The following is a 23,551-nucleotide window of genomic DNA, read 5'->3' as shown; positions in this document are numbered from 1 at the left end:
GGCGTGCGGCGTGCGGTCAGCAGGCGGCGGGCGGGTGGCGTCGCGCGGACGGAGTGCGGCTGTAGGCGTGTGCGGAACGGGGCATGGCAATCACCATTGTTGTTTTTGTACGGGTAAGCGGGCGTCTCGTGGGCGCGCCGTCGTGTCCGGTCTTCTGCCGGTGGTGGGCGGATGCTACGGCGGGAAGCTTTCAGGCAGCTTTCGCTGGATAACGGCGGGAAACGTGCGGGTAATTTCGGATATATGGTCGATCAGGGCTGCCGCGCGAGGAGCGCCGCGGCCAGTTGCAGGTCGCTGTACCCGGTGTATTCCGGGGCTTGGCGCAGGACCTGCAAGGCTGCCTGGAGGTACGCGCCACGGATCGCACCGTCGCTGGCGACGAAGCTGGCGGCGTCGTCCCGCGCCTGGACGAGCTTGTCGCCCTCGTCAGCGCTGGACTCCTGTGCGCTGACGGTGCTGCCGATGAACGGGCCGACGGTGGTGACGGCCGCCCAGAAGAAGGTGGCGGCGCCGGGTTCGTCGTCGAATTCGGGAAACACCTTGATGAAACCGAAGGCCGGTTGGCAGAGCAGGCAGAGCGCCGTGAGGGCGGCGGCGACGCGTCCTGTCGTCATGGGCTTCCTTGCAGCACGAGGAGTACGCCGACCAGAGTGGCGCCGGAAAGCAGCGTTTGCAAGGTAATGATGCCCGCCATCAGGTGGCCGTCGCCGCCCAGTTGGCGGGTCAGCACATAGGCGGTGGGCGCCGTCGGCAGGGCGAAGAACAGTACCAGCACGGCGCTTTCCATGCTCGGCAGGCCCAGCCCGCGAGCGATGGCGAAGGCCAGCAGGGGCATCGCCAGCAGCCGCGCCGCGCAGTTCCAGCCAAGGGCCGCGACTTCGCCGCCGAGTTCCTGGGGTTTCAGCGCCGCGCCGACGCACAGCAGGCCCAGCGGCAGGCTGGCCACCGCCAGCAGGTTGAGCAGGCGATCGCTGCCGCCGGGCAGGCCGACGCCGGCCAGGTTGACCAGTGCGCCGGCGAGGCAGGCGAGGATCAGCGGGTTCTTCAGGATCGGCAGCAGCAGCGCGCGCAGGCTGATGCCGCGCTCGGCGGTCAGCGCCCAGACCGACATCACGTTCACCGTCGGCACCATCAGCGCCAGCATCAGCGCGGCCAGGGTCAGGCCCGGCTTGCCGTACAGGCTGCCGACCGCGGCCAGGCCGAGATAGGTGTTGAAGCGCAATACGCCCTGGGCGATGGCGCCGAAGCGCCCGGCGTCCCAGCCGCGCCAGCGCTTGCAGAGCAGCAGGGCGAGCCAGGCGACGCCGAGCCCGAGCAGTACGGCCAGGGCCTGGCGGGCCAGGCCGGGGTCGTCCAGCGGCGCGGTCGCCAGGTTGCTGAACAGCAGCGCGGGAAACAGGATGAAGTAGTTCAGGCGTTCTGCGGCAGGCCAGAAGGCTTCGCCGGGAAAGTCCCAGCGGCGCAGGGCGTAACCGCCGACGATGAGGGCGAACAGCGGCCAGAGGGAGTAGAGCAGAGCGGTCACGGGCACCCCCGGATAGTGGAATCCGCTCATCTTGCGAGGTGGCTGCGGCACAGGGCAAGTCCGGCTTATGCTGGCACTCCCGCGAGGAGGATTCGCCATGCCCGAGACCCATACCGGCGGTTGCCATTGCGGCTATCTGCGCTACGCCGTCGCCGCGCCGCTGGACGATGTCGCTCACTGCCACTGCTCGATCTGCCGGCGCACCACAGGCGGCATCGTCACCACCTGGGCCACGGTGCCGCGCGCGGCGTTCCGCTGGCTGGCGGGCGAACCGGCGGAATATGCCTCGTCGGCCAGCTGCACGCGCTACTTCTGCCCGCGTTGCGGGGCCAACCTGGCGTTGTTCACCCGGCTCAGCGCCGATACCCTGGACTTCACCGTGGCCAGCCTCGACCATCCCGAGCGCGCCCCCGCCAACCGGCACATCTGGGTCGGCAGCCGCCTGCCATGGCTACACCTCGACCCGCAGTTGCCCGAAGAGGACGAGGAGTTCATCGCCGGAGCGGACGACCCGTGAGCGAAGACCGGAGGTGGCACCTGTAGGGCGAATAACGCAGAGCGTTATCCGCCGTCTGCGAGGCGCTGAAAGAGCGCTCGGGACCATGCGTCCTGCAGGCGCCTCCCTCAGGGCAGCATCAGCCCGCCGGCCGCCTTGTGCAGCTCGCGCAGGTGCGCGCCGACCTCCTTGATGTTGGCCTCGTTGGCTTCCAGCTCGGCGCGGCGCTCGGGATCGAGCAGGGCGCGGACCTCGCGGTCGAGGTCGTCGCTGAGCCGGCGCAGGCGCGCCTGGCGTTCGCGGGTCTGCTCTTCCAGGTGCTTCCACTCGGCGGCCTGCGGCAGGCCGTAGCCGCCCTCCAGGAGTTCCGCCGGACGACTGAGGAAGCCGCTGTCGTCGAGGATCTGCTGGAAGGTCTTGCCGGCCACTTCCAGGCGCTGGTCGCCGGCCGGCTTGTCCAGATGGCCGAGGTACAGGCGCTTCAACTCGTCCTGGGCGAGCAGCAGCTGGCGCCGCAGCGAGGCCTGCTCGAGCAGCAGCAGCGCCGCGCTGGCGCGCAGGTCGGCCTTGGCGAACCAGGGCTGGCGCTCCCTGGCCGGCAGCGCCAGCCAGTCCTCGACCTTGTCCTGGGGAATGTGCAGGCGCTGCTTGAGCACGTCGAACATCGCCTGGTAGCGGTCGCGGAAGGAGTCGAAGCGGTAGCCCAGGCGCAGGGCTTCCTTGGGGTCGTCGAGCACACTGGGATCGGCCAGCTTGCGGTTCTCCAGCATCTCGAGCACGCCGTAGGGGGTGATGCTGTCCAGGCTTTGCAGCGGTCGCCGGGGGATGCCGCTGCGCAGCAGCTTGAGGGTTTCCACCGCGCAATTGTTGGAGATGAAGTAGTACTGGCCGTCGTAGCTCCAGTGACTCTGCGCGGCGCGCTCGACCAGGCTGGCGACCTCCTCGCGGTCCAGCTTCAGCGGCACCGAGGCGAGGCTGCGCAGCTCGACCTTGGTGTATTCCTCGATCACCTGCGACAGCGGCAGGACGAACAGGCGCGACGGATAGGCGCCGGTCAGGCCGTCCCAGCTGGACAATTGCAGGTCGCCGACGAAGGCGCGGTAGGACAGCACCAGATGCTGGTCGAGGTCCAGCCGGCAGTCCGGACCACGCGGCCGGCCGGGGGCGCAGATCACCAGGCGGAGCATGGTGTGGCCCCAGCGGCTGACCAGGTTGTCGTTGGCCTCGGCCAGCAGGTAGTCGACCTCGTAGACCCGCTCGGGGTCGAGCTGGCCCAGCGGCTGCTGGCCGAAGTCGCGGCCGGCGTTGAGGTAGGCGAAGCTCTGCGCACAGGCGCTGTGTTCCGGCGCCCAGCCGAAGCGTTGCTGGTAGTAGCGGTAGAGCGCCGGGCGGCGGCAGGCGTAGCTGGGATCGAGGAGGAAGTACTCCATGTTCACCGCGACGAACTCGCGCGGATTGCTCAGCTCGTAGACGTCCGGGCTGCGCAGTACGAAGCCATTGTGCGCCTCGCGCCGCCCGCGCTGGCCGGCGCGCTGCGGCCAGCCGGCGAGATCGAGCAGGCGCGGGTCGTCGGAGAGCGTGAAGCGGCGACCGCTCTGCCCGCGGCAATCGGTGGGCTGGGCGATCCGGCCGAGGGTTTCTTCCTGGCGCGTGCAGCGGCGGATCTCGCGTTTTTCCTCCGCCGACCACAGGCGCGCGCGATCGTAGACGTGGGTCAGCTCGTGCAGCAGGGTCGCCAGCAGCTCGCGCCGCTCGGTGCCGTGCACGCGCCCGGTCTGGCGGCTGGCGGCGCTGCCGTCGGTGAGATCGGCCAGGTACTTGCGGTTCAGCGCGATGCGCTGCGGGCCACGGGCCTGGCCCATGCCGTTGGCGGGCAGGTCGTCGCGCCACTCGACCTCGATCTCGCGGTCCAGGCGTTCGCGGAAGGCCGGCGGCAACTTGTCCGCGGCTTCGTCCAAGAGTTGCTGGCTGGCCTCGCGCTGCGCAGGGTCCAGCCCAGGCGCGTCGAGTTTCAGGCGCAGGGCCGCCGTCGCGTTGCCGGCTCCGCAGAGGGCCAGCGCCAGCAGCCAGGCGCAGGCCTTCCTCACAGGGCGAGAATGGCTTCGGCAAGTACCTGGTCGGAGGCTTCACGGGCTTCCGGCAGACGGCTGCGCAGGGTCCGCATCGCGGCTTCCAGCTGGGCGCCGCGAATGGCGCCGTCGCTGGCGACGAAACTGGCGGCGTCGTCGCGCGCCTCGGTGACCACTTTCATGTCGCGCACGGAAGTGGTGGTGTCGGAAGTGAAGTCGATGCTGCGGTCGAGGGCGCGGACGATGATATTGCTGGTCGCGACCACCGAGCGTGCTTCCGCGGCCGTGGCGCAGAGCGCCAGCAGCAGGGCGGCGAACAGGGGGCTATGACGCATGGAGCTACGGCGCATGGAGGTTCTCCGGAACGGTGGTGATCGCCTATTGGGCAAGAATTGCTTCGGCCAGTTCCTGATCGCTGGCCGCCAGCTCGGGGTGCGCGACACGCAACCAGCGCAGCGCCGCTTCCAGGCGCGCACCACGGATGCTGCCATCGCTGGCGACGAAGCTGGCCGCATCGCCCCGGGCATCGCGTAACAATTTGTTCTCGAACGGCGTGCTGGTCAGCTTGCTGGTGACGTAAAGGGACTTCGCGGTAAACGCCGTCGTGGTATCGAAGGCGTGCGCAGCGGGCGCCAGCAGGCAACAGAAGAGCAACGAGAACCGGTAACGCATGGGGTTGGGCGGAATAGGACTGGAACAGCCGCCAAGGCTAACGGAATGTGCGGCGCGGAGCCAGTGTGGCCGGTCGGCCAGGTCATCGCCGCAGCCGGGTGGCTGCGGCGGCGGGGCGGGCGACTCAGATGGTCAGGATCGCCTGGGCCAGTTGCATGTCGTTGGCGGCCAGGCTCGGCAGCTTGCCACGGATGTGGCGCAGTGCGGCTTCCAGGTGCGAACCGCGGATGTCGCCCTGGCTGGCGACGAAGCTGGCGGCGTCGTCGCGCGCTTCGAGGACGATCTTGTCGTCGCGGAAGGAATTGGTGATGTCCGAAGTGGCATTGGAGGTCATGCCGGTGGCGCGGACCAGGGTATCCGTGGTGACCACGAAGCTGCTGGCGAACGCGCTGGAGGCGCAGGCGAGCAGGGCAGCGGCACCGATCAGGCGCAGACGTTTCATGTGAGTTGCTCCGAACGAAGTCAGCGTAGACGGCCGCATCCGCGCGGCCGTGTCAACGCTGAGACTAACCAACTGTGCGCCACGTCACCAGCGGCTCAGCGCCAGAAAGGTTTCGAAATCTCTACGTAGCGTTCGCTCGGGCTGATTGCCAGGTCGGCGAGGTCGTGTTCGGACATTTGCGCAAGATGCTTGCGCGATCGAGCGTTTTGTCGCCAGGAATTCAATTTTTCCAACAGGGCGGCGAGATGTGGATGGGCGGCCGGGAGACCGCTGGAACTCCCGGCGTGCGGGTGCGGGGATGTCCTCATCGTGCGTTCCTTCCCATCCCGGGGATGGGGGCGGGGTGTGGAACCTCATGATGCGCCGGGACCGCTGGCTTGCTCAGGGGCAACCACGCGGGAGTTGGACGGAACAGTTCGGTGGCCCCGGCAACTGTTCCGCCCGGCTGTAGCGGAACTGTTCCGGTGGTTCTACGCCTGGGCGGGCTTGCGCGCGATGATCACCTGGCTCTTGGCGACCACGGCGTCCAGGGCCTGCTTGATGGCCGGGCCGCGCGGCGAGTCGAGCAGCGCCTGCCAGGTCCTGGCCCAGTGTTCGAGGAGGGGATGGTCGGGATTGCCGAAATCGACCTTGGCCTCCCAGAACAGCAGCATCCACAGCGACCAGTAGAAGCCGTAGCGGCTGTGGCTGAGGATTTCCAGGCCGGCTTCGCGCACCAGTGCGGCGAACTGCTCCTCGCCGAGCACGCGGATGTGGTTGGGCTTGCGGAAGTATTCGTCGGCGGCGAAGTCCTTCTGCAGGTCTTCCGACGTGGGATGCGGCACGCTGAGCAGATAGAGTGCGCCGGGCTGGCCGACCCGTACCAGCTCGGCGAGGAACTGCCGCGGATCGTCGACGTGCTCGATGACCTCGGTGGAGACCACCCGGGTGGCCGTGGCGTCAGCCAGGGGCAGCGGGTCGCAGTCGCTGACCAGGCATTCCAGTTCGCGGGCCGGGGTATCGGCCAGGCGCTCGCGGGTCCTGGCGATCTTTTCCGCGTCGATGTCGGCGATGATGATGCGAGCGCCGCGCATGGCGCAGAAATGAACGTTGCCGCCGTCGCCGCACCCCACGTCGAGCACGGTGTCCTCGGCGGAAATCGGAAAGCCGCTGAACAGCTCGTCGGTCTCCTGGTTGAACCAGCCGCTGAGCACCGCGTCGCGCAACCCGAGCATGTACGGGTCGACCGGCGCAGGGGCGGGTGGCGCGGCGATGGGCTCGGCGACGGGGCTGGGCGGCGAGACGATCTTCTTGAGGAAGTTCAGCATGAGGTGGCTCCGGAAGTGGTGGCGACGCGGCGGGCGGCGCTCAGGCGCTTGACCAGGCGGGAGCCCAGGTCGCGGCAGGGGCTCTCGACGAAGCGGTAGTTGAGCTCGCTGAGTACGACGATCAGGACCAGGCTGATGGCGAGCAGCGACAGGGGCCGCTCGCCGGCGTCCCAGCCCAGGCGGAAGCAGAGTTCGCGACTGAGATAGAACGCCGGGATGTGGATCAGGTAGATCGCATAGGAGCGCGCGCCGACCCAGACCAGCAAGCGCTTCAGCGGCCCGTTGGAGAGCAGGTAGTCGCGGTCGTAGGAGGCTATCCACACCAGCAGTCCGCACAATAGCGCGATGGCGCCGATCCGCACGGTGACCAGGCTGTACGCTTCGCTGGCCAGCACGCCCAGGGCCGCGGCCACGGCGGCCAGCAGCAACGGCCCGCTCCAGGCGCGGCCCAGCAGGGTGGGGTTCCAGCGGGCATAGCCAGGCTGCAGGGAGGCGAGGGCGAGCAGTACGCCGATGGCCAGGGCGTCGGTGCGCAATACCATCAGCAGCGGCGTGCGCAGGCTGAAGAACTGGACCAGCACCAGCGCCAGGAGGGCCCAGCCCAGGTAGCGACGCAGGCAGAGGATCAGCAGCGGCAGCAGGAGGTAGAACTGTTCCTCCAGGGAAAGGCTCCAGTAGACGAAGCTGGCACCGTATTCGTAGCGGTAGAAACTGTCGGCGAAGCGGAAGTTGGCGACCTGGAGGAAACCGGCGAGGCTCGCCGCGAGGTTGGCCGACAGGCTGCCGAAGGCTCCGGAGCGGTTCAGCAGCAGGCAACAGGCCAGGATCAGCGCCAGCCACAGCCAGGCCGAGGGCAGCAGGCGGAAGGCGCGGCGGATCCAGAAGTACCGCGCCTGTTCCCAGAATGCCTGGCGTGTGGGCGCCTCGCGCAGTTGCGGGATGAGGGTGCGGGCGATGACGAAGCCGGAGATGGCGAAGAACAGGTCCACGCCCCACCAGAACTGGACGCGCTGGTTGATGCCGTCCAGCAGTGCCGGGGAGCCGCTGAACAGGTTGCCGTGCAGATGGTGGAATACCACGCCGAGCACGGCCAGCCCGCGCAACAGTTCGATGTCGAGGATACGTTTGCCGCTCATGTCCGCGACGATCCGGGGTCGAGCGGCTTGCGCGCGATGATCACCTGGCTCTTGGGCATGAAATGGTCGAGCAGGTGCTTGATCTCCAGGCCGTCGGGACGGGCCAGGAGGTTTTCCCAGAGCCGTGCCCAGTCTTCCATCAGCGCCGGGTAGGGCGGCTGGATACGGTCGCGGACGGCGCCGCCGAGCTCACGGCCGGCGGCCCGTTCGCTGGCCCAGAAGAAGATCATGCCCATCACCCAGAAGAAGCCGCTGGCCTGGCGGTGCTCGATGACCAGCCCGGCGTCCTGCACCAGGCGCGCGAAGTCGTCGCGGGAAAAGATGTGGATGTGGTTGGGCGCCCGGAAGTAGTCGGCCGGGGCGATGCCCTGCTGCAGGTGTTCGCCGACCGGGTCCGGCACGCTCAGCAGGTACTGCGCGCCAGGGCGTCCGAGACGCACGAGTTCGTCCATCACCCGCGCTGGGTTGGCCACGTGTTCGAGCACTTCCATGCACACCAGCTTGTCGGCGCAGGCGTCGCGCAGCGGCAGCGGGTCGCTGTCGCTGACCAGGCCGGTGAAGGGCCGCCGGGCCACCGCCTCGACCTGCTGCGCCAGGCTCCGCACCTTGTCCTCCTCGCTGTCGGTGAAGATCACCGAAGCGCCCTGGCGGGCGGCGAAGAGGGTGGCGACGCCTTCGCCGCAGCCGAGATCGAGCAGGGTGTCCTGGGCGCCGATGGCGAAGCCGGCGAGCAGTTCGCCGGTTTCGCTGCGGAACCAGCCATCCAGCACCGCATCGCGCAGACCGCACATGCGTGGCGACACCGGTTCGCTCGCCGCAGCGGGACGGGAACGCCAGCGTTGGAGCAGGGCGCGGATCATGCCGGGATGCTTTGCAAGGCGGCGGGGTCGCCTTGTGCCGCTTCGTCGAGGAAGCGACGCAGGCGCTCCACGGCCAGCTTGCGGCTGCAGAAGCGTTCGAGGCTGGCGCTGGCATGCGCGGACATGCGTGCGTAGCGCTCCGGCTCCTGGCGAGCGACCTCGAAACTGGCCCGGTAGGCCCGGCACAGCGACTCCCAGTCGGTGATGTAGCGCAGCGTGCGGTAGGCCGCGCGCGGGTCGTGGGGCCAGGCGGTGGCTTCTTCCGAGGAGTCGACGATGAAGGCGTTGTCGGCGTCGATGTAGTCGATCATCGCGGTATTGCGCGGAGCCACGGCCGGCTTGCCGCTGGACATGAATTCCATCAGCGGCAGGCATTGGCCTTCGCCGTAGGAGGTGTTCACCACGTAGCTGGTGGCCTCGACCAGCCGCTCGTAGTCCGGGTCGGCGAGGTAGCCGTGGATCAGCACGATGCGGCAGCGGTAGGACTGGTTCTTGTACAGGTGGTGAAGCATGTCGGCCAGCGCTTCGCCGACGTTGTGGTGGGTCAGTTTCAGCACCAGGGTGGCGTCGGGCTCGTCGCGGAAGGTGGCGCAGAACGCGCTGATCATGTCCTGCCAGTTCTTGCGCCCGTCGTAGGGGTTGAACACCGAGGTGTAGATGACCCCGTCGAGGCTCAGCTCGACCTGTTTCGCCGCGCGGTCCGGCAGGGCCAGGACCTCCGCCGACGGCTCGGGGTCGGCATGGACGGCCAGGTCCAGCTGGCGGCTGTCCACCAGCAGGCCGTCCAGGCGCAGGCGCACATCCCGGGCTTCGGGACGGCCCGCCTGCTGCGAGGCGCGGTTGGCGAAGCGATCCCAGACCGGCGCCGGCACGCTCAGTACAGGGTAGTCGCGACCCATGGCGGCGCGCACCACGTCGACCGTGAAGCTGGAGTGGGTGATGGCCCGTCCGCTGTGGCGCAGCACATGTCGCCAGTCGTGGCGCGGTTCGCCGTGCCAGGTTTCGCTGGGGAGGGTGCTGAACTCCCAGGCGAACACCGGGATGGTCGGGCAGGCATGGTGGATCGGCGTGCGATGGGGCGGCGAGAAGGAGAGGAAGACGCAGGGTTCGCCGCGCTTGCGGCAGTCGTGGTAGAGGCGGTCCACCAGTTCGTCGGGATCGCTGACTTCGACCACCTGGCCGATCTCTTCCAGCAGCGGACGGAATTCCTTGAGGACGAAGTAATAGCTGTACTCCGGGCGCCCGAGGTTCTGCCGGATGGTGGTCTTGTTGGTCTCGGAGTGAATGATGATCAGCATGGAACGTTGCCTGTGGCGGTGGCCGCCAGTTCGACGCCGGGCGCAGGGGTTGCCTTGCGGGCGGAAAGGAAGGGTTCCAGGCGCTGGCGGACCACGTCGCCGGCGCAGTAGCCGCGCATGCGTTGGTTGGCCGCGGCGGACAGTTGCCGATAGCGCTCCGGCTGTTCCCGGGCTACCCGGTAGCTCTCCAGGTAGGCCTCCTTCAGGGACTCCCAGCTCGGCCGGTAGCGCCGGGTGCTGTACAACCGGCGCGAATCCTGCGGCCAGGCCGCGGGCTCCTGGCTGGAGCGGACCACGAAGCCCACCTGGGCGTCCATGTAGTCGGCCATCGCCGAATGGTCCGGAGCGATCGCCGGGGTGCCGCAGGACATGAATTCCATCAGCGGCAGGCACAGGCCCTCGCAGCGCGAGGCGTTCACGTAGTAGCTGGCGGCTCCGTACAGGCGGGCGTACTCCGCGGCATCGAGATAGCCGTGCAGGGCGATGACCCGGCAGGCGAATGGCGACAGTTGGGAAAGCAGGGTGAGCAGTTCGACGTGGTAGGTCGTCAGGTCGCTCTGGGTCATCTTCAGCACCAGCGTGGCATCGCTGGTGTCGCGGAATGCCCAGCAGAAGGCGGTGATCAGGTGATGCCAGTTCTTGCGCCCGTCCAGCGGATTGAACACCGAGACGTAGACCACCCCGTCCACGACGACCTGCTGGTGCTGGTCGACGTCCGGCAGCAGCGCCGGCGGATGCTCGGGCTCGGCGGGCGGTATCGGCTCGATGGCCTGGGGCAATGGCTCCGGCAGCGTTTCCAGCGCCGTTGGTGGGGGCGGCAGCGGCCGGCGCAGGTGACGGAACAGCCAGCGGCGTACCGGTATGGGTACCAGGTCGCTGACGGCTTCCCGGTACCACAGCAGCAGGTAGTGCTTGCTGATGACCAGTCGGCGCCTCCAGTCGAGAGGAACCGGCTCTGGCTCTGGTTCTGGCTCAGGGACCGGTTCGGGCTCGGGCTCGGCGGGCGTCTCGGGGAGGACCTCGAGGATCTCGTCCTCGGTCTCTTCCATGATCGGTGCGATGAGGCCGTCGGCGGAAAGGCCCAGCAGGCGGCTGTCGATGACGCAGCCCTTGAGTTGCAGGGTCTCGCCGGACTTGACCGGATTCCGTTCGCCTTGCTGGCGGATCGCGGCGAAGTCCTCCCAGATCGGCGTCGGCAGCGCCAGTACCGGAAAATCTTCGCCCAGCACCCGGCGAACCGCGCGGGCAGTCTGCTCGGAGAGGGTGATGGCTGCGCCATGGCCGGCCAGGACCTGGCTCCAGTCCTGCGCCGGATCACCGTCCCACGCCACGTCGGGAATCGTCTCGAACTCCCAGGCGACCACGCACAGCATCGGGCATTGCAGGCCCCGCGCCGCCTTGTGCGGCGGGGTGAAGGAGAGGAACAGGCAGTCTTCGCCCTGTTCATGCAGTTGCCGGTAGAGCGGGTCGACTTCGTCCGTGCTCTGTACCAGGTGGACCTGTCCCAGCGATTCGAGGATTGGCCGGTAGGCCTTGAGGACGAAGTAGTAGCTGTATTCGGGGCGACCGAGGTTGTGGCCGATCGAGCGCTCGTTGATATCCGAGTAAAGGATGAAATTCATGGCATCTCGTGATGAAACTGCCCGTTCGACAGCTTGGTGGTGATGAGCGAGGCCAGGCGCTGCTTCGTTGTCCGGAAGCCTTCCCGGCGGACTGGTCGACCCATCGTGTTCTTGTTCTGTTATCGCGACCGCGACCTGTTCGATCAACAGAACAGGAGGCAGTCAAGCACGAAATCGAGAGGCATTCTAAACATACCTTTCGCAAAAACGTGAAGGCTGACGGAGAAAACGTCATGCCGTTCGAATGAGAACCTACCGGTCACGAATAAGCGGTTGAAATCGGCGCATTCTTGGCACAGATTGGAGCGCGATAATCAGAACAACACGCTATCCGGCATGACCTCTGGAACGTCGTATTCCTAGGAAGAGCGTCGCTGAGCGTAGCATCAGATAAAAGGCCCGCTTCCTTGACTCAGCGTCTGTTCGTCACCGGGCTCTCCGGTTTCGTAGGCAAGCATCTTCAAGCTTATCTGGCAGCGGCCCACACGCCGTGGGCGCTCCTTCCCGTACCGCATCGTTACGACCTGCTGGAGCCGGATTCGCTGGGCGACCTCTGGCCGGAGCTGCCGGATGCGGTCATCCACCTGGCCGGGCAGACCTACGTGCCGGAGGCCTTCCGCGATCCTGCGCGGACCCTGCAGATCAACCTCCTTGGCACCCTGAACCTGCTCCAGGCGCTTAAGGCGCGGGGTTTCTCCGGTACCTTCCTGTACATCAGCTCCGGCGACGTCTACGGCCAGGTGGCCGAGGCGGCGTTGCCGATCCACGAGGAACTCATCCCCCACCCGCGCAATCCCTATGCGGTCAGCAAGCTGGCGGCCGAGTCGCTGTGCCTGCAGTGGGGTATCACCGAAGGCTGGCGGGTGCTGGTGGCGCGACCGTTCAACCATATAGGGCCGGGGCAGAAGGACAGCTTCGTGATCGCCAGCGCCGCGCGGCAGATCGCCCGGATGAAGCAGGGCTTGCAGGCCAATCGGCTGGAAGTGGGGGACATCGACGTCAGCCGTGATTTCCTCGATGTCCAGGACGTGCTGTCAGCCTATCTGCGCCTGCTCTCCCACGGCGAGGCGGGCGCCGTCTATAACGTCTGTTCCGGGCAGGAGCAGAAGATTCGCGAGCTGATCGAACTGCTGGCGGACATCGCCCAGGTCGAGCTGGAAATCGTTCAGGACCCTGCCAGGATGCGCCGGGCGGAACAGCGGCGGGTTCGCGGCAGCCATGCTCGACTGCATGACACCACGGGCTGGAAGCCTGAAATAACCATAAAACAGTCCCTGCGGGCGATCCTGTCCGACTGGGAGTCACGGGTACGAGAAGAATGACAAGAAGTGCACTGGTAACTGGGATCACCGGTCAGGACGGAGCGTACCTGGCCAAGCTGCTGCTGGAGAAGGGCTACCGGGTCCACGGCCTGGTGGCGCGGCGCAGCAGCGACACGCGCTGGCGCCTGCGCGAACTGGGGATCGAAGGCGATATCCAGTACGAGGACGGCGACATGGCCGATGCCTGTTCGGTGCAGCGCGCGGTGATCAAGGCGCAGCCGCAGGAGGTCTACAACCTGGCGGCACAGAGCTTCGTCGGGGCCTCCTGGAACCAGCCGGTGACCACCGGCGTCGTCGACGGCCTGGGCGTGACCCACCTGCTCGAGGCGATCCGCCAGTTCAGCCCGGAAACGCGCTTCTACCAGGCCTCCACCAGCGAGATGTTCGGCCTGATCCAGGCCGAGCGCCAGGACGAGAACACGCCGTTCTACCCGCGCAGCCCCTACGGCGTGGCCAAGCTCTATGGCCACTGGATCACCGTCAACTATCGCGAGAGCTTTGGCCTGCACGCCTCCAGCGGCATCCTGTTCAACCACGAATCGCCGCTGCGCGGCATCGAGTTCGTCACGCGCAAGGTTACCGACGCGGTGGCCCGCATCAAGCTCGGCAAGCAGCAGGAATTGCGCCTGGGCAACGTCGACGCCAAGCGCGACTGGGGCTTTGCCGGGGACTACGTCGAAGCCATGTGGCTGATGTTGCAGCAGGACAAGGCCGACGACTACGTGGTGGCCACCGGTGTCACTACCACCGTGCGCGACATGTGCCAGATCGCTTTCGAGCATGTGGGCCTGGACTACCGCGACTTCCTCAAGATCGACCCGGCGTTCTTCCGGCCCGCCGAGGTCGACGTGCTGCTGGGTAATCCGGCCAAGGCCCAGCGTGTGCTCGGCTGGAAGCCCAGGACCAGCCTGGACGAGCTGATCCGGATGATGGTCGAGGCGGACCTGCGACGCGTTTCCCGGGAGTAAGCCATGCTGATTCCCGTGGTGCTTTCCGGTGGCGCCGGTACCCGCCTTTGGCCGGTGTCGCGCGAAGGACAGCCGAAGCCGTTCATGCGCCTGCCCGATGGCCAGACCCTGCTGGGCAAGACCTACCGACGTGCCGCCGGGCTCCTGGCCGGGCATGGCGAAATCGTCACGGTGACCAACCGCGAGCATTACTTCCAGAGCAAGGACCAGTTCCAGGCGGCCCGCCTGGGGCGGCATCGGGGACATTTCATCCTCGAACCGACCGGACGCAACACCGCTCCGGCGATTGCCGTCGCCGCCCTGGCGCTGCAAGCCGAACATGGCGACGCGGCGGTACTGGTGGTGATGCCGGCGGATCACCTGATCCGCAACGAGGAGGCCTTCCGCAAGGCGGTGGGGCATGCCGCGCGTCTCGCCGTCGCCGGGCACCTGGTTACCTTCGGCGTGGTGCCGGACGCAGCGGAAACCGGTTTCGGCTATATCGAGCTGGGCGACCGGCTGGACGAGCAGGGGGCGGCCAAGGTGCGCCGCTTCGTCGAGAAACCCGATGAGGAAACCGCCCGTCGCTACGTGGAAAGTGGCGGTTTCCTGTGGAACTCTGGGATGTTCTGTTTCACGGCCTCGACCCTGGTCGACGAACTGGCGCAGCATGCCCCGGCCCTGCTGGAGCAGGCCAGGGCCTGCCTGGCCGCCAGTGCGGCGGTGAAGATGGCCGATGGCATCCAGCATGAGCTGGCGGGCGAAGCCTTCGCCGCGCTGCCGGACATTTCCATCGACTATGCGCTGATGGAGCGCTCCGCGCGGGTCGCCGTGGTGCCGGCGGCCTTCGACTGGAGCGATATCGGTTCCTGGGGCGCGATGAGCGCGCTGCTCGACGCGGACGCAGAGGGCAATCGCGGCAGCGGCGACACCCTGTTCGTCGACACCCGTAACACCTTCGTGCAGAGCGACGGGCGCCTGGTCGCCACGGTCGGGGTCGACGACCTGGTCGTGGTGGATACTTCCGATGCGCTGCTGATCGCCCGCGCCGACCGGGTCCAGGAGGTGCGCAGGGTGGTGCAGCGGCTGAAGGACGAGCGGCACGAGGCCTATCGGCTGCATCGGACCGTCAACCGTCCCTGGGGCAGCTATACCGTCCTCGAGGAGGGGCCGCGCTTCAAGATCAAGCGAATCGTGGTCAGGCCGGGAGAGCGCTTGTCGCTGCAGATGCACCATCACCGCAGCGAGCACTGGATCGTGGTGCAAGGCATGGCCAGGGTCACCAATGGCGATGGCGCGCGGCTGGTCAACAGCAACGAGTCGACCTACATTCCCGCGGGCCACCGGCATCGCCTGGAAAACCCGGGGGTCATCGACCTGGTGATGATCGAGGTGCAGAGCGGCGAATATCTGGGAGAGGACGACATCGTCCGCTTCGAGGACCAGTACGGCAGGGTGGTCTGATGCTTCTTGGCTTGTCTCGTTCCTTGTGGGGCTATCGTGGCTTCGTTCTCGGCAGCGTCAAGCGCGAGTTCCAGTCACGCTACCGCGGGTCGCTGTTCGGCGCGTTGTGGACGGTGCTCAATCCGCTGTCGATGATCGTCGTCTACACGGTGATCTTCTCCCAGGTGATGCGCGCGCGCCTGCCGGGGGTCGACGACGGCCTGGCCTACAGCGTCTATCTCTGCGCCGGCCTGCTGACCTGGGGCCTGTTCGCGGAAATCACCTCGCGCAGCCAGAGCATGTTCATCGAGAACGCCAACCTGCTGAAGAAGATCAGCTTCCCGCGCATCTGCCTGCCGGTCATCGTACTGCTCAACGCCGGGGTCAATTTCGCCATCATCCTCGCCTTGTTCCTCGGCTTTCTCGCCCTCAGCGGGCGCCTGCCGGGCGCGGCATTGCTCGCGCTGGTGCCGCTGCTGGCGATCCAGGTGCTGTTCGCGGCGGGACTGGGGATGATCCTCGGGGTGCTCAACGTGTTCTTCCGCGACGTCGGCCAGTTGTTCGGCATCTGCCTGCAGTTCTGGTTCTGGCTGACGCCGATCGTCTATCCGATCGGCATCCTGCCCGAGGGTATCCGCTCGCTGATCGAACTCAACCCGATGACCGCGCTGATGCGCAGCTACCAGCAGCTGTTCCTCCACGGGCAATGGCCGGACTGGCCTTCATTGCTGCCGATCACCCTGCTGGCGCTGCTGCTGTGCGCGCTCGGCCTGCGTCTGTTCCGCCAGCGGGTCGGCGAAATGGTGGATGAACTCTGATGGGACAGATACGCGTATCCGGCCTCGGCAAGGCCTACAAGCAGTATCCCAATCGCTGGAGCCGGTTGTTCGAATGGCTGGTGCCTTTCAGCCCTTCGCGCCACCACCTGCACTGGATCCTGCGCGAGGTCGAGTTCACCATCGAGCCGGGCGAAGCGGTCGGCATCGTCGGGGTCAACGGCGCCGGCAAGAGCACCCTGCTGAAGATGATCGCCGGCACCACCCAGCCGACCTGCGGCGAGATCCGCGTGGCCGGCCGGGTCGCCGCGCTGCTCGAGCTGGGCATGGGCTTCCACCCGGACTTCACCGGCCGGCAGAACGTCTTCATGGCCGGGCAACTGCTGGGCATGCAGGTCGAGGAAATCCAGGCGCTGATGCCGGATATCGAGGCCTTCGCCGAAATCGGCGAGGCCATCGAGCAACCGGTGCGCACCTACTCCAGCGGCATGCAGATGCGCCTGGCGTTCAGCGTGGCGACTGCCCGGCGGCCGGACATCCTGATCGTCGACGAGGCCCTGTCGGTCGGCGATGCCTATTTCCAGCACAAGAGCTTCGAGCGCATCCGCAGTTTCCGCAAGGCCGGCACCACCCTGCTGATCGTTTCCCACGACCGCTCGGCGATCCAGTCCATCTGCGACTCCGCGATCCTCCTGGAGCAGGGACGGATGGCCATGCGCGGGCGGCCGGAAGAAGTGATGGACTACTACAACGCCCTGCTCGCCGAGCGCGAGGGGCAGACCGTGCGCCAGGAAATGCTCGCCGACGGCCAGGTGCGGACGATTTCCGGCACCGGCGAGGCAGCGATCCTCGACGTACGGATGGTCGACCAGCGGCAGCGCGCGCTGGAGGTGGTCGAGGTAGGCCAGGCGGTGACGCTGGAAGTCGAGGTCGAGGTTCGCCAGGACATCGAGCGGCTGATCCTCGGCTTCATGATCAAGGACCGCCTCGGCCAGCCGATGTACGGGATCAATACCCACCGCCTGGACAAGGCGCTCACCGACCTGAAGGCCGGCGAGCGCATCACCTACCGCTTCGCCTTCGACATGCGCCTGGGCAAGGGGCACTACTCGGTGGCGCTGAGCCTGTCGCGGCTGGACTCGCACCTGGACCGCAACTTCGAATGGCGCGACTACGGCCTGGTCTTCCATGTCATCAACAACCGCCAGGAAGACTTCGTCGGTTGCTCCTGGCTGGGCGCCGAAACCCATATCAGCCGCTCCGGCGAGGCGGCTCTGGACCCCACTTCCGCGGAGAGCACTCCATGACGCGTCTGTTGGTCGAATGCACCTATGTGTTCGAGCATCCCAAGGTCAATTCCGGTATTCAGCGGGTGGTGCGCAACGTCATCCGCGAGTTGCCGGAAGCCGACGAGACGGTGGAGTGCATCCCGGTGGCAATGCTCGACGGCACCCTGTATCAGGTCCACAGCCTGGCGCCGCTGGACCCGCGGCCGCATTCGCCGCTGGTACGCCTGCGCATCCTGGTGGAGCGAGCCGCCAACTACTTCTGGCTGGGCCAGCGCACCCTGGAAAAGCGCCGCCCGTTCCGTTCCTCGCCGTGGGCCCGGCGCCTTCTCTATGTAGCCTGCCGCCTGTTCGCCTTCGCCTTCCTCAGCATTCCGCTGCGCCTGCTCGACCGCATCCTCGGCAAGCAGCAGCCTGCACCCGTGCGCGCGACCCCGCTCGAACATCGGGCCGGCGACCAACTGGTCTTGCTGGACTCCTCCTGGCACGCCGATTTCTTCCCGCTGGCGGAACGCCTCAAGAGCGAGGGCGTGGGCATCGTCTCGGTGATCTACGACCTGATTCCCCTGACCCATCCGCAATTCTGCGATGCCGGACTGGTCAAGGTGTTCAACCACTGGTTCGACTGGATCGCGGCCACCGCCGACGGCTACGTCGCGATTTCCGAGACCATCCGCGACGAAGTGCGCGCGGAGATGCTGCGGCGCATCGGCCCGGAGAAGGTCGCGCAACGCTGGTTCGATTATTTCCACCTGGGTTCGGAGCTGGACCTGGTGGAGGACGGCGCCTCCGTCGAGCCCGATCTGCTGCGCATGTTCAAGGCCAAGGCGCCGGTATTCCTGATGGTCAGCACCATCGAGCCGCGGAAGAACCACGGTTACCTGCTGGATGCCTTCGAGCGTGCCTGGGCCCAGGGTTCGCAGGCGCGGTTGTGCATCGCCGGACGCATCGGCTGGAAGTGCGAGGCGCTGGTGGAACGGGTGCGGCAGCATCCGGAGCTGAACAAGCGCCTGTTCATGTTCAACGACCTCTCCGACAAGAGCCTGGAGTACGCATACTCCCATGCCGCATCGCTGGTCTTCCCGTCCTATGTGGAAGGTTTCGGCCTGCCGCTGGTGGAGGCCATGCAGCGCGGCCTGCCGGCGATGGGCAGCGACATCCCGGTGTTCCGCGAGATCGGCGGCGAATTCATGGCCTACTTCGACCTCGCCGATCCGCAGACACTGGCGAACCTGGTCACCCGCTTCGAAGCCACGGGCGAGTTCCCGGCCGAGCGACCGGTCGGCGAATGGCGCTGGATCGGCTGGCACGAGGCGAGTCGGCAACTGATCGCGCGGATCCTGCTCGCCCTCGGCAAGGCCCCGGCGCATGGCGAGGCAGTACATGCGGATTGCGGTTAACGCGCGGATTCTCCAGGCGCCGCGGACCGGCATCGGACATTACCTGGTCGAGTTGCTGGGTGCGTTGCAGGCGCACGCGGACTTAGAGTTTTCCCTGTTCCATGGCTGGGGCTGGAGCGGCGACCTGCCGGCGGCGGCGCTGCCCGGCTATTCGCGTCTGTCGCCCTGGCTGCGCAACCTGCCCGGAGCCTACCGGGCACGACGCTGGCTGGAGCAGCGGCGTTTCGATAGCGGTCGGCCGCCGGTCGATCTCTACCATGAGCCCAGTCTCTGGCCGCTGGACTTCGACGGGCCGATGCTGATGACCCTGCACGACCTGACCCACCTGCATTATCCGGCGACGCAACCCGCCGCCCGCTTGCGCGAAATAGAACGCCGGCTGGCGCGCGGGATGGAAAAGGCGCGGTTGATCCTGACCGACTCGCAGGCGATCGCCGACGAGGCGCAGGCGTATTTCGGCCTGCCGCGCGAGCGCTTCGTGGTGGCGCCCCTCGGCCATGCCGCGCGGTTCCGTCCGCGGGACCGGGAGTCCCTGCGCGAGCCCTTGCGCGCGCATGGCCTGGTGCCGCGCGGGTATTTCCTCTGCGTAGGAACCCTCGAACCGCGCAAGAACCTGTCGCTGGCCCTGCGCGCCCATGGGCAACTGCCGGCGGCGGTCCGCCAGCGTTTTCCGCTGATGATCGTCGGCATGCCGGGATGGGAAAGTCGCTCGCTCGACGACGAACTGCGCCAGGCGCTGGCTTCGGGAACGGTGCGGCTGCTCGGCTACCTGCCGGACGAGCGGGTCGCCGAGTTGATGTCGGGCGCTCGGGCGCTGGTCTTCCCCTCGATCTACGAAGGCTTCGGCCTGCCTGTGCTGGAAGCCATGGCCAGCGGCACGCCAGTATTGCTCACGCGACTCTCCGCAATGCCGGAGGTGGCCGGCGAGGCGGGCAGCTATATTGACCCGGATGATGCCAATGGGCTATCTGACATGCTGGTCCGCATGACCGAGGATACCGTCTACTGGGAGTGCTGCCGGGAAGCCGGCCTGCGACGGGCGGAGCAGTTTTCCTGGAAGCGTTGCGCGAATCTCACCGCTGCAGCCTATCGTCGTGCCGTGGAGGGCTGAATGCGGGTACTGCACTTCTACAAGACCTACCTGAGCGAAACGGTAGGCGGGATCGAACAGGTGATCTTCCAGCTTTGCGAGAGCAGCGGGTCGTGGGGGATCGACAACCACGTCCTGACCCTGAGCAGCGATCCGCATCCGCCTGTCGTGCCCTTCGGCGGACATGTGGTGCATCGCGCCAGGCTCGACCTGCAGCTCGCTTCCACCGGGTTTTCCCTGAGCGTGTTCAAGCAGTTCCGCGAGTTGGCGGCGGAGGCGGACGTGGTCAACTACCACTTCCCCTGGCCGTTCATGGACCTGGTGCATTTCCTCACCGGTATGAACAAGCCGAGCGTGGTCACCTACCATTCGGACATCATCCGCCAGCGCGTCCTGTTGAAACTGTACCGGCCGCTGATGAGTCGTTTCCTCGACAGCGTGGATCGCATCGTCGCAGCCTCGCCCAACTACTTCAGTACCAGCGACGTGCTCCGCCAGTACCGAGAAAAGACCCGGGTGATCACCTACGGCCTGGACAAGGGCGGCTACCCGAAGCCTGCGACACAGCGTCTGGAGCACTGGCGAGAGAAACTCGGGCCGCGGTTCTTCCTGTTCGTCGGGGTGATGCGCTACTACAAGGGCCTGCATATCCTGCTGGATGCGTTGCAGGGCACCGATTACCCGGTGGTGATCGTCGGTGCCGGGCCGTTGCAGGCCGAGCTGTATGCCCAGGCCGCGGCGCTGGGGTTGCGCAACGTGCACTTCCTCGGGCGGGTGGACGACGAGGACAAGGTCGCCCTGCTGCAACTCAGCTACGCCATGGTCTTTCCGTCGCACCTGCGTTCCGAGGCGTTCGGCATCTCCCTGCTGGAGGGCGCGATGTACGGCAAGCCGATGATCTCCAGCGAGATCGGCACCGGCACCAGCTACATCAATATCCATGGCGAGACCGGCCTGGTCGTGCCGCCCAGCCAGCCGGCCGCGTTTCGCCAAGCGATGCGCTGGCTCTGGGAGCATCCGCAGCAGGCGGAGGAAATGGGCAGGAACGCGGAGGCCCGCTATCGGCAACTGTTCACCGCCGAAGAGATGGGGCGTCGCTGGAGCGAGCTGTACCGTGAACTGCTGGAGGAAAAGGCTTCTTCCAGATACGTGAAGGCCGCTCGGTAAGGAGCGGCCTACGGTACAGTTCAGGCTGGGCCGAACCGGGGCGTTACAGTATCGCTTAGCGCCAGAACGGCTTGTTCAGCTCGGCGTAGCGCTGGGCTTCGCTGATGCCGGCGTCGGCGAGCAGGCGGGAGTCCAGGCGGGCCAGCTGGCGACGGCTCTGGATGCGGCGCTGCCACAGTTTCATGGTGCCCAGCAGGCTGCTGCTGCGGCGGTTGGAGCGAGCGATGTCGAAAGTGTTGGAACCGAGGGTACGTTCCATGATGTGTCGATCCTTCCCACTTGTGGTGGGTAGTCAGGTTGCTAGTGATTAACTGAGCAATATGATCTGACTAACAGGTCAACAAGAATAGGAACAGTTGCGGAGAGTTGCGTTGGATCACCGGGGTGTGTTTCCGAACTGTATGGGTTGTTTCGGTGCGTAACTGTACCGCTCTGCACCGTCATAGTGCGTTACCGAAAGAAACAACGAAGTGTTACAGCAGGAAAAGCGGAAGGGCCGAGCCGGCGTGTTGCGATGGCGGCAAGAGAAAAGGCCGCCGAAATATGTTTTTACGTGGTTTTTTCTGCCCTGTCCAGACGCCCGGAAGAATTAATCGTCCGGGCGCTGGAAATAGTTGCGGATGAAACGGTTCAGTCTCAGCCGGCCAGCATGTGTCCGCGTTCTTCCAGGTTCAGGTGCCAGGCCAGCGCCTCGCGCAACAGATGCGGCGTGTGGCCGCCTTTCGCGCAAGCCGCCTCGAAGTAGTCCAGCAGCGGTGCCTGGTAGGACGGGTGGACACAGTTCTCGATGATCACCCGGGCCCGTTCGCGAGGCGCCAGGCCGCGCAGGTCGGCGAGGCCCTGCTCGGTGACGAGGATGTCGACGTCGTGCTCGGTGTGGTCGACGTGGCTGACCATCGGCACCACGCTGGAAATGTTGCCGCCCTTGGCGATCGACTTGGTGACGAAGATCGCCAGGTGCGCGTTGCGGGCGAAGTCGCCGGAGCCGCCGATGCCGTTCATCATCTTGGTGCCGCCGACGTGGGTCGAGTTGACGTTGCCGTAGATGTCGAACTCCAGCGCCGTATTGATGCCGATGATGCCCAGGCGACGGACCACCTCGGGGTGGTTGGAGATTTCCTGCGGGCGCAGCACCAGCTTGTCCTTGTAGCGCTCCAGGTTACCGAACACGTCGGCGTTGCGCCGCGGCGACAGGGTGATCGAGCTGCCCGAGGCGAAGCGCAGCTTGCCGGCGTCGATCAGGTCGAAGGTCGAGTCCTGCAGCACTTCGGAGTACATGGTCAGGTTCTCGAACGGCGACTCGATCAGGCCGCACATCACCGCGTTGGCGATGCTGCCGATACCGGCCTGCAGCGGGCCGAGGCTGTTGCTCATGCGCCCGGCGTCGACCTCGCGCTTGAAGAAATCGATCAGGTGGTTGGCGATGGCCTGGGTCTCGCCGTCCGGCGGCAGCACGGTGGATGGCGAGTCCGGCTGGTCGTTGATGACGATGGCGACGATCTTCTCCGGCGGGATCGGGATCGCCGTGCTGCCGATGCGGTCGTCGACGCGGGTCAGCGGGATCGGCGTGCGGGTCGGCCGGTAGGTCGGGATATAGATGTCGTGCAGGCCTTCCAGGTTGGTGCTGTGGGCCAGGTTGATCTCGACGATGACCTGCTTGGCGAAGATCGCGAAGCTCGCCGAGTTGCCCACCGAGGTGGTCGGCACGATGTGGCCCTGCTCGGTGATCGCGGCGGCTTCGATGACGGCGATGTCCGGCAGCTTCAGCTGGTGGTTGCGCAACTGCTCGACGGTTTCCGAGAGGTGCTGGTCGATGAACATCACTTCGCCGGCGTTGATCGCCTTGCGCAGGGTGCTGTCGACCTGGAACGGCATGCGCCGGGCGAGCACGCCGGCCTCGGTGAGCTGCTTGTCGAGGTCGTTGCCGAGGCTGGCGCCGGTCATCAGGCTGATACGCAGCGGACGTTCCTTGGCGCGCATGGCCAGCGCCTGGGGTACGGCCTTGGCCTCGCCGGCGCGGGTGAAACCGCTCATGCCGACGGTCATGCCGTCCTGGATCAGGTCGGCGGCTTCGGCCGCACTCATCACCTTGTCGAGCAGGGAGGGCAGGCGCACGCGATCACGGTACATGGAACGAACCTCAGACGACGAATTATTAGAGGCCGCCAGTCTAGGGTTTCCGCGATTTTTCGCCTTTATACCAAGGTCGAAGCGCCATTCAGCGGGCTTATGGGCGGATTGCCAGGACCACCACGCCCGCTGTCACCAGGGCTACGCCGAGCCATTGGCGCAGGTCCAGGCGTTCGCCGAGGAAGGCCACGCCGAGCAGTGCCACCAGCACCACGCTGAACTTGTCCAGCGGCGCCACCAGCGACGCCGGGCCGAGCTTGAGGGCGCGGAAATAGCAGATCCAGGAGGCACCGGTGGCCAGCCCGGAGAGCACCAGGAACAGCCAGCTGCGCGGCAGGATGCTTCCCGGGGCCTGGAACTTGCCCAGGACCGCGAGGATGCCGCCGAGGGTGACGAGGATCACCAGGGTGCGGATGAAGGTGGCGAAGTCCGAATCGACCCGGTCGAGGCCGATCTTGGCGAAGATCGCGGTCAGCGCGGCGAACAGCGCCGAAAGCAGTGCCCAGAAGGCCCAGGATGCCAGCATGTCGTCCTCCTCCGGGCCTTCTCCAGCGGCTGCGCCG

The 23,551-nt window shown here is 66.5% G+C and carries 24 protein-coding genes; 9 read left to right on the top strand and 15 right to left on the bottom strand.

Annotated elements, in window-relative coordinates; translation table 11 throughout:
* Positions 1–251 precede the first annotated feature (251 nt).
* Positions 252–614, bottom strand: coding sequence for a DUF2388 domain-containing protein (locus tag ACM0M4_RS30460; protein WP_033999531.1), 363 nt, complete (start codon positions 612–614; stop codon positions 252–254).
* On the bottom strand, positions 611–1,555 hold the full coding sequence (locus tag ACM0M4_RS30455) for an AEC family transporter (protein WP_003096914.1): 945 nt from the start codon (positions 1,553–1,555) through the stop codon (positions 611–613). Before ACM0M4_RS30455 ends, ACM0M4_RS30460 begins: the two co-directional genes overlap by 4 nt.
* Before the next feature lie 67 nt (positions 1,556–1,622).
* Between ACM0M4_RS30455 and ACM0M4_RS30450 the strand changes: the two genes are divergently transcribed.
* Entirely contained in the window at positions 1,623–2,042 is a 420-nt protein-coding gene (locus tag ACM0M4_RS30450) for a GFA family protein (RefSeq protein ID WP_003102545.1), read from the top strand.
* A gap of 107 nt (positions 2,043–2,149) precedes the next feature.
* Here ACM0M4_RS30450 and ACM0M4_RS30445 read toward each other — a convergent pair whose 3' ends face one another.
* The 10 genes from ACM0M4_RS30445 to ACM0M4_RS30400 form a co-directional block, all read right to left on the bottom strand.
* On the bottom strand, positions 2,150–4,108 hold the full coding sequence (locus tag ACM0M4_RS30445; protein ID WP_003110363.1) for a DUF4105 domain-containing protein: 1,959 nt from the start codon (positions 4,106–4,108) through the stop codon (positions 2,150–2,152).
* Positions 4,105–4,425 carry a DUF2388 domain-containing protein gene (locus ACM0M4_RS30440; RefSeq protein WP_003114112.1) on the bottom strand — a complete coding sequence of 107 codons (321 nt, stop codon included), beginning with the start codon at positions 4,423–4,425 and terminating at the stop codon, positions 4,105–4,107. The genes ACM0M4_RS30445 and ACM0M4_RS30440 overlap by 4 nt, the downstream gene beginning before the upstream one ends.
* A 43-nt stretch (positions 4,426–4,468) precedes the next feature.
* Complete coding sequence (locus tag ACM0M4_RS30435) at positions 4,469–4,762, bottom strand: DUF2388 domain-containing protein (protein ID WP_003096909.1); 294 nt, start codon at positions 4,760–4,762, stop codon at positions 4,469–4,471.
* A gap of 124 nt (positions 4,763–4,886) precedes the next feature.
* Positions 4,887–5,204 (bottom strand): DUF2388 domain-containing protein, encoded by a 318-nt coding sequence (locus ACM0M4_RS30430; RefSeq protein ID WP_003096907.1) that lies wholly within the window; start codon positions 5,202–5,204, stop codon positions 4,887–4,889.
* Positions 5,205–5,299: 95 nt separating this feature from the next.
* A complete protein-coding gene (locus tag ACM0M4_RS30425) occupies positions 5,300–5,512 on the bottom strand; it encodes a DUF1127 domain-containing protein (RefSeq protein ID WP_003096905.1) in 213 nt (70 codons plus the stop codon).
* A gap of 162 nt (positions 5,513–5,674) precedes the next feature.
* Positions 5,675–6,511 (bottom strand): class I SAM-dependent methyltransferase, encoded by an 837-nt coding sequence (locus ACM0M4_RS30420; RefSeq protein ID WP_003118464.1) that lies wholly within the window; start codon positions 6,509–6,511, stop codon positions 5,675–5,677.
* On the bottom strand, positions 6,505–7,647 hold the full coding sequence (locus ACM0M4_RS30415) for an acyltransferase family protein (RefSeq protein WP_003146824.1): 1,143 nt from the start codon (positions 7,645–7,647) through the stop codon (positions 6,505–6,507). Before ACM0M4_RS30415 ends, ACM0M4_RS30420 begins: the two co-directional genes overlap by 7 nt.
* On the bottom strand, positions 7,644–8,507 hold the full coding sequence (locus ACM0M4_RS30410) for a class I SAM-dependent methyltransferase (protein WP_009316023.1): 864 nt from the start codon (positions 8,505–8,507) through the stop codon (positions 7,644–7,646). Before ACM0M4_RS30410 ends, ACM0M4_RS30415 begins: the two co-directional genes overlap by 4 nt.
* On the bottom strand, positions 8,504–9,805 hold the full coding sequence (locus tag ACM0M4_RS30405) for a glycosyltransferase (RefSeq protein ID WP_003125903.1): 1,302 nt from the start codon (positions 9,803–9,805) through the stop codon (positions 8,504–8,506). Before ACM0M4_RS30405 ends, ACM0M4_RS30410 begins: the two co-directional genes overlap by 4 nt.
* Complete coding sequence (locus ACM0M4_RS30400; RefSeq protein ID WP_004351836.1) at positions 9,799–11,427, bottom strand: glycosyltransferase; 1,629 nt, start codon at positions 11,425–11,427, stop codon at positions 9,799–9,801. The genes ACM0M4_RS30405 and ACM0M4_RS30400 overlap by 7 nt, the downstream gene beginning before the upstream one ends.
* A 407-nt stretch (positions 11,428–11,834) precedes the next feature.
* On the opposite strand from ACM0M4_RS30400, the gene rmd reads away from it, so the two are divergent.
* From rmd to wbpZ, 8 genes are read left to right on the top strand one after another with little or no spacing between them, the layout of a single operon-like run.
* Positions 11,835–12,749: a GDP-6-deoxy-D-mannose reductase gene (gene rmd / locus ACM0M4_RS30395; RefSeq protein WP_003114107.1), complete on the top strand. Its 915-nt coding sequence runs from the start codon at positions 11,835–11,837 to the stop codon at positions 12,747–12,749.
* Complete coding sequence (gmd, locus tag ACM0M4_RS30390; protein ID WP_003096890.1) at positions 12,746–13,717, top strand: GDP-mannose 4,6-dehydratase; 972 nt, start codon at positions 12,746–12,748, stop codon at positions 13,715–13,717. The genes rmd and gmd overlap by 4 nt, the downstream gene beginning before the upstream one ends.
* 3 nt (positions 13,718–13,720) lie before the next feature.
* Positions 13,721–15,160 carry a mannose-1-phosphate guanylyltransferase/mannose-6-phosphate isomerase gene (locus ACM0M4_RS30385; protein WP_023131414.1) on the top strand — a complete coding sequence of 480 codons (1,440 nt, stop codon included), beginning with the start codon at positions 13,721–13,723 and terminating at the stop codon, positions 15,158–15,160.
* On the top strand, positions 15,160–15,957 hold the full coding sequence (locus tag ACM0M4_RS30380; protein ID WP_003096887.1) for an ABC transporter permease: 798 nt from the start codon (positions 15,160–15,162) through the stop codon (positions 15,955–15,957). Before ACM0M4_RS30385 ends, ACM0M4_RS30380 begins: the two co-directional genes overlap by 1 nt.
* On the top strand, positions 15,957–17,222 hold the full coding sequence (locus ACM0M4_RS30375) for an ABC transporter ATP-binding protein (RefSeq protein ID WP_003102571.1): 1,266 nt from the start codon (positions 15,957–15,959) through the stop codon (positions 17,220–17,222). Before ACM0M4_RS30380 ends, ACM0M4_RS30375 begins: the two co-directional genes overlap by 1 nt.
* Complete coding sequence (locus ACM0M4_RS30370; protein WP_003096882.1) at positions 17,219–18,601, top strand: glycosyltransferase family 4 protein; 1,383 nt, start codon at positions 17,219–17,221, stop codon at positions 18,599–18,601. The genes ACM0M4_RS30375 and ACM0M4_RS30370 overlap by 4 nt, the downstream gene beginning before the upstream one ends.
* A complete protein-coding gene (locus ACM0M4_RS30365; protein WP_003122346.1) occupies positions 18,585–19,712 on the top strand; it encodes a glycosyltransferase family 4 protein in 1,128 nt (375 codons plus the stop codon). Before ACM0M4_RS30370 ends, ACM0M4_RS30365 begins: the two co-directional genes overlap by 17 nt.
* The gene (gene wbpZ / locus ACM0M4_RS30360) at positions 19,713–20,858 is read left to right on the top strand and encodes a D-rhamnosyltransferase WbpZ (protein ID WP_054375665.1); all 1,146 of its coding nucleotides are present in this window, start codon (positions 19,713–19,715) and stop codon (positions 20,856–20,858) included.
* A gap of 55 nt (positions 20,859–20,913) precedes the next feature.
* Here wbpZ and ACM0M4_RS30355 read toward each other — a convergent pair whose 3' ends face one another.
* The 3 genes from ACM0M4_RS30355 to ACM0M4_RS30345 form a co-directional block, all read right to left on the bottom strand.
* Positions 20,914–21,117 (bottom strand): DUF1127 domain-containing protein, encoded by a 204-nt coding sequence (locus tag ACM0M4_RS30355; RefSeq protein ID WP_003096877.1) that lies wholly within the window; start codon positions 21,115–21,117, stop codon positions 20,914–20,916.
* A 377-nt stretch (positions 21,118–21,494) separates the two neighbouring features.
* Complete coding sequence (locus ACM0M4_RS30350; RefSeq protein ID WP_003096875.1) at positions 21,495–22,988, bottom strand: acetyl-CoA hydrolase/transferase family protein; 1,494 nt, start codon at positions 22,986–22,988, stop codon at positions 21,495–21,497.
* Between the two features lie 97 nt (positions 22,989–23,085).
* Complete coding sequence (locus ACM0M4_RS30345; protein ID WP_003114104.1) at positions 23,086–23,514, bottom strand: EamA family transporter; 429 nt, start codon at positions 23,512–23,514, stop codon at positions 23,086–23,088.
* Between the last annotated feature and the right edge of the window lie 37 nt (positions 23,515–23,551).

The sequence above is a fragment of the Pseudomonas sp. 18-147 genome, assembly GCF_051048045.1.
Lineage (GTDB): Bacteria > Pseudomonadota > Gammaproteobacteria > Pseudomonadales > Pseudomonadaceae > Pseudomonas > Pseudomonas aeruginosa.
This window is presented reverse-complemented; position numbering and strand designations above follow the sequence as displayed.

Bases quoted from the DNA above. Each gene is read 5' to 3' on its own strand.
- ACM0M4_RS30365 (WP_003122346.1), top strand. From the start codon at position 18,585: ATGCGGATTGCGGTTAACGCGCGGATTCTCCAGGCGCCGCGGACCGGC.
- ACM0M4_RS30425 (WP_003096905.1), bottom strand. From the start codon at position 5,512: ATGAGGACATCCCCGCACCCGCACGCCGGGAGTTCCAGCGGTCTCCCG.
- ACM0M4_RS30410 (WP_009316023.1), bottom strand. From the start codon at position 8,507: ATGATCCGCGCCCTGCTCCAACGCTGGCGTTCCCGTCCCGCTGCGGCG.
- ACM0M4_RS30455 (WP_003096914.1), bottom strand. From the start codon at position 1,555: ATGAGCGGATTCCACTATCCGGGGGTGCCCGTGACCGCTCTGCTCTAC.
- gmd (WP_003096890.1), top strand. From the start codon at position 12,746: ATGACAAGAAGTGCACTGGTAACTGGGATCACCGGTCAGGACGGAGCG.
- ACM0M4_RS30385 (WP_023131414.1), top strand. From the start codon at position 13,721: ATGCTGATTCCCGTGGTGCTTTCCGGTGGCGCCGGTACCCGCCTTTGG.
- ACM0M4_RS30380 (WP_003096887.1), top strand. From the start codon at position 15,160: ATGCTTCTTGGCTTGTCTCGTTCCTTGTGGGGCTATCGTGGCTTCGTT.
- ACM0M4_RS30400 (WP_004351836.1), bottom strand. From the start codon at position 11,427: ATGAATTTCATCCTTTACTCGGATATCAACGAGCGCTCGATCGGCCAC.
- ACM0M4_RS30355 (WP_003096877.1), bottom strand. From the start codon at position 21,117: ATGGAACGTACCCTCGGTTCCAACACTTTCGACATCGCTCGCTCCAAC.
- ACM0M4_RS30415 (WP_003146824.1), bottom strand. From the start codon at position 7,647: ATGAGCGGCAAACGTATCCTCGACATCGAACTGTTGCGCGGGCTGGCC.
- ACM0M4_RS30350 (WP_003096875.1), bottom strand. From the start codon at position 22,988: ATGTACCGTGATCGCGTGCGCCTGCCCTCCCTGCTCGACAAGGTGATG.
- ACM0M4_RS30450 (WP_003102545.1), top strand. From the start codon at position 1,623: ATGCCCGAGACCCATACCGGCGGTTGCCATTGCGGCTATCTGCGCTAC.
- ACM0M4_RS30460 (WP_033999531.1), bottom strand. From the start codon at position 614: ATGACGACAGGACGCGTCGCCGCCGCCCTCACGGCGCTCTGCCTGCTC.
- ACM0M4_RS30345 (WP_003114104.1), bottom strand. From the start codon at position 23,514: ATGCTGGCATCCTGGGCCTTCTGGGCACTGCTTTCGGCGCTGTTCGCC.
- ACM0M4_RS30430 (WP_003096907.1), bottom strand. From the start codon at position 5,204: ATGAAACGTCTGCGCCTGATCGGTGCCGCTGCCCTGCTCGCCTGCGCC.
- wbpZ (WP_054375665.1), top strand. From the start codon at position 19,713: ATGCGGGTACTGCACTTCTACAAGACCTACCTGAGCGAAACGGTAGGC.
- ACM0M4_RS30375 (WP_003102571.1), top strand. From the start codon at position 15,957: ATGGGACAGATACGCGTATCCGGCCTCGGCAAGGCCTACAAGCAGTAT.
- ACM0M4_RS30405 (WP_003125903.1), bottom strand. From the start codon at position 9,805: ATGCTGATCATCATTCACTCCGAGACCAACAAGACCACCATCCGGCAG.
- ACM0M4_RS30420 (WP_003118464.1), bottom strand. From the start codon at position 6,511: ATGCTGAACTTCCTCAAGAAGATCGTCTCGCCGCCCAGCCCCGTCGCC.
- ACM0M4_RS30440 (WP_003114112.1), bottom strand. From the start codon at position 4,425: ATGCGTCATAGCCCCCTGTTCGCCGCCCTGCTGCTGGCGCTCTGCGCC.
- ACM0M4_RS30435 (WP_003096909.1), bottom strand. From the start codon at position 4,762: ATGCGTTACCGGTTCTCGTTGCTCTTCTGTTGCCTGCTGGCGCCCGCT.
- ACM0M4_RS30370 (WP_003096882.1), top strand. From the start codon at position 17,219: ATGACGCGTCTGTTGGTCGAATGCACCTATGTGTTCGAGCATCCCAAG.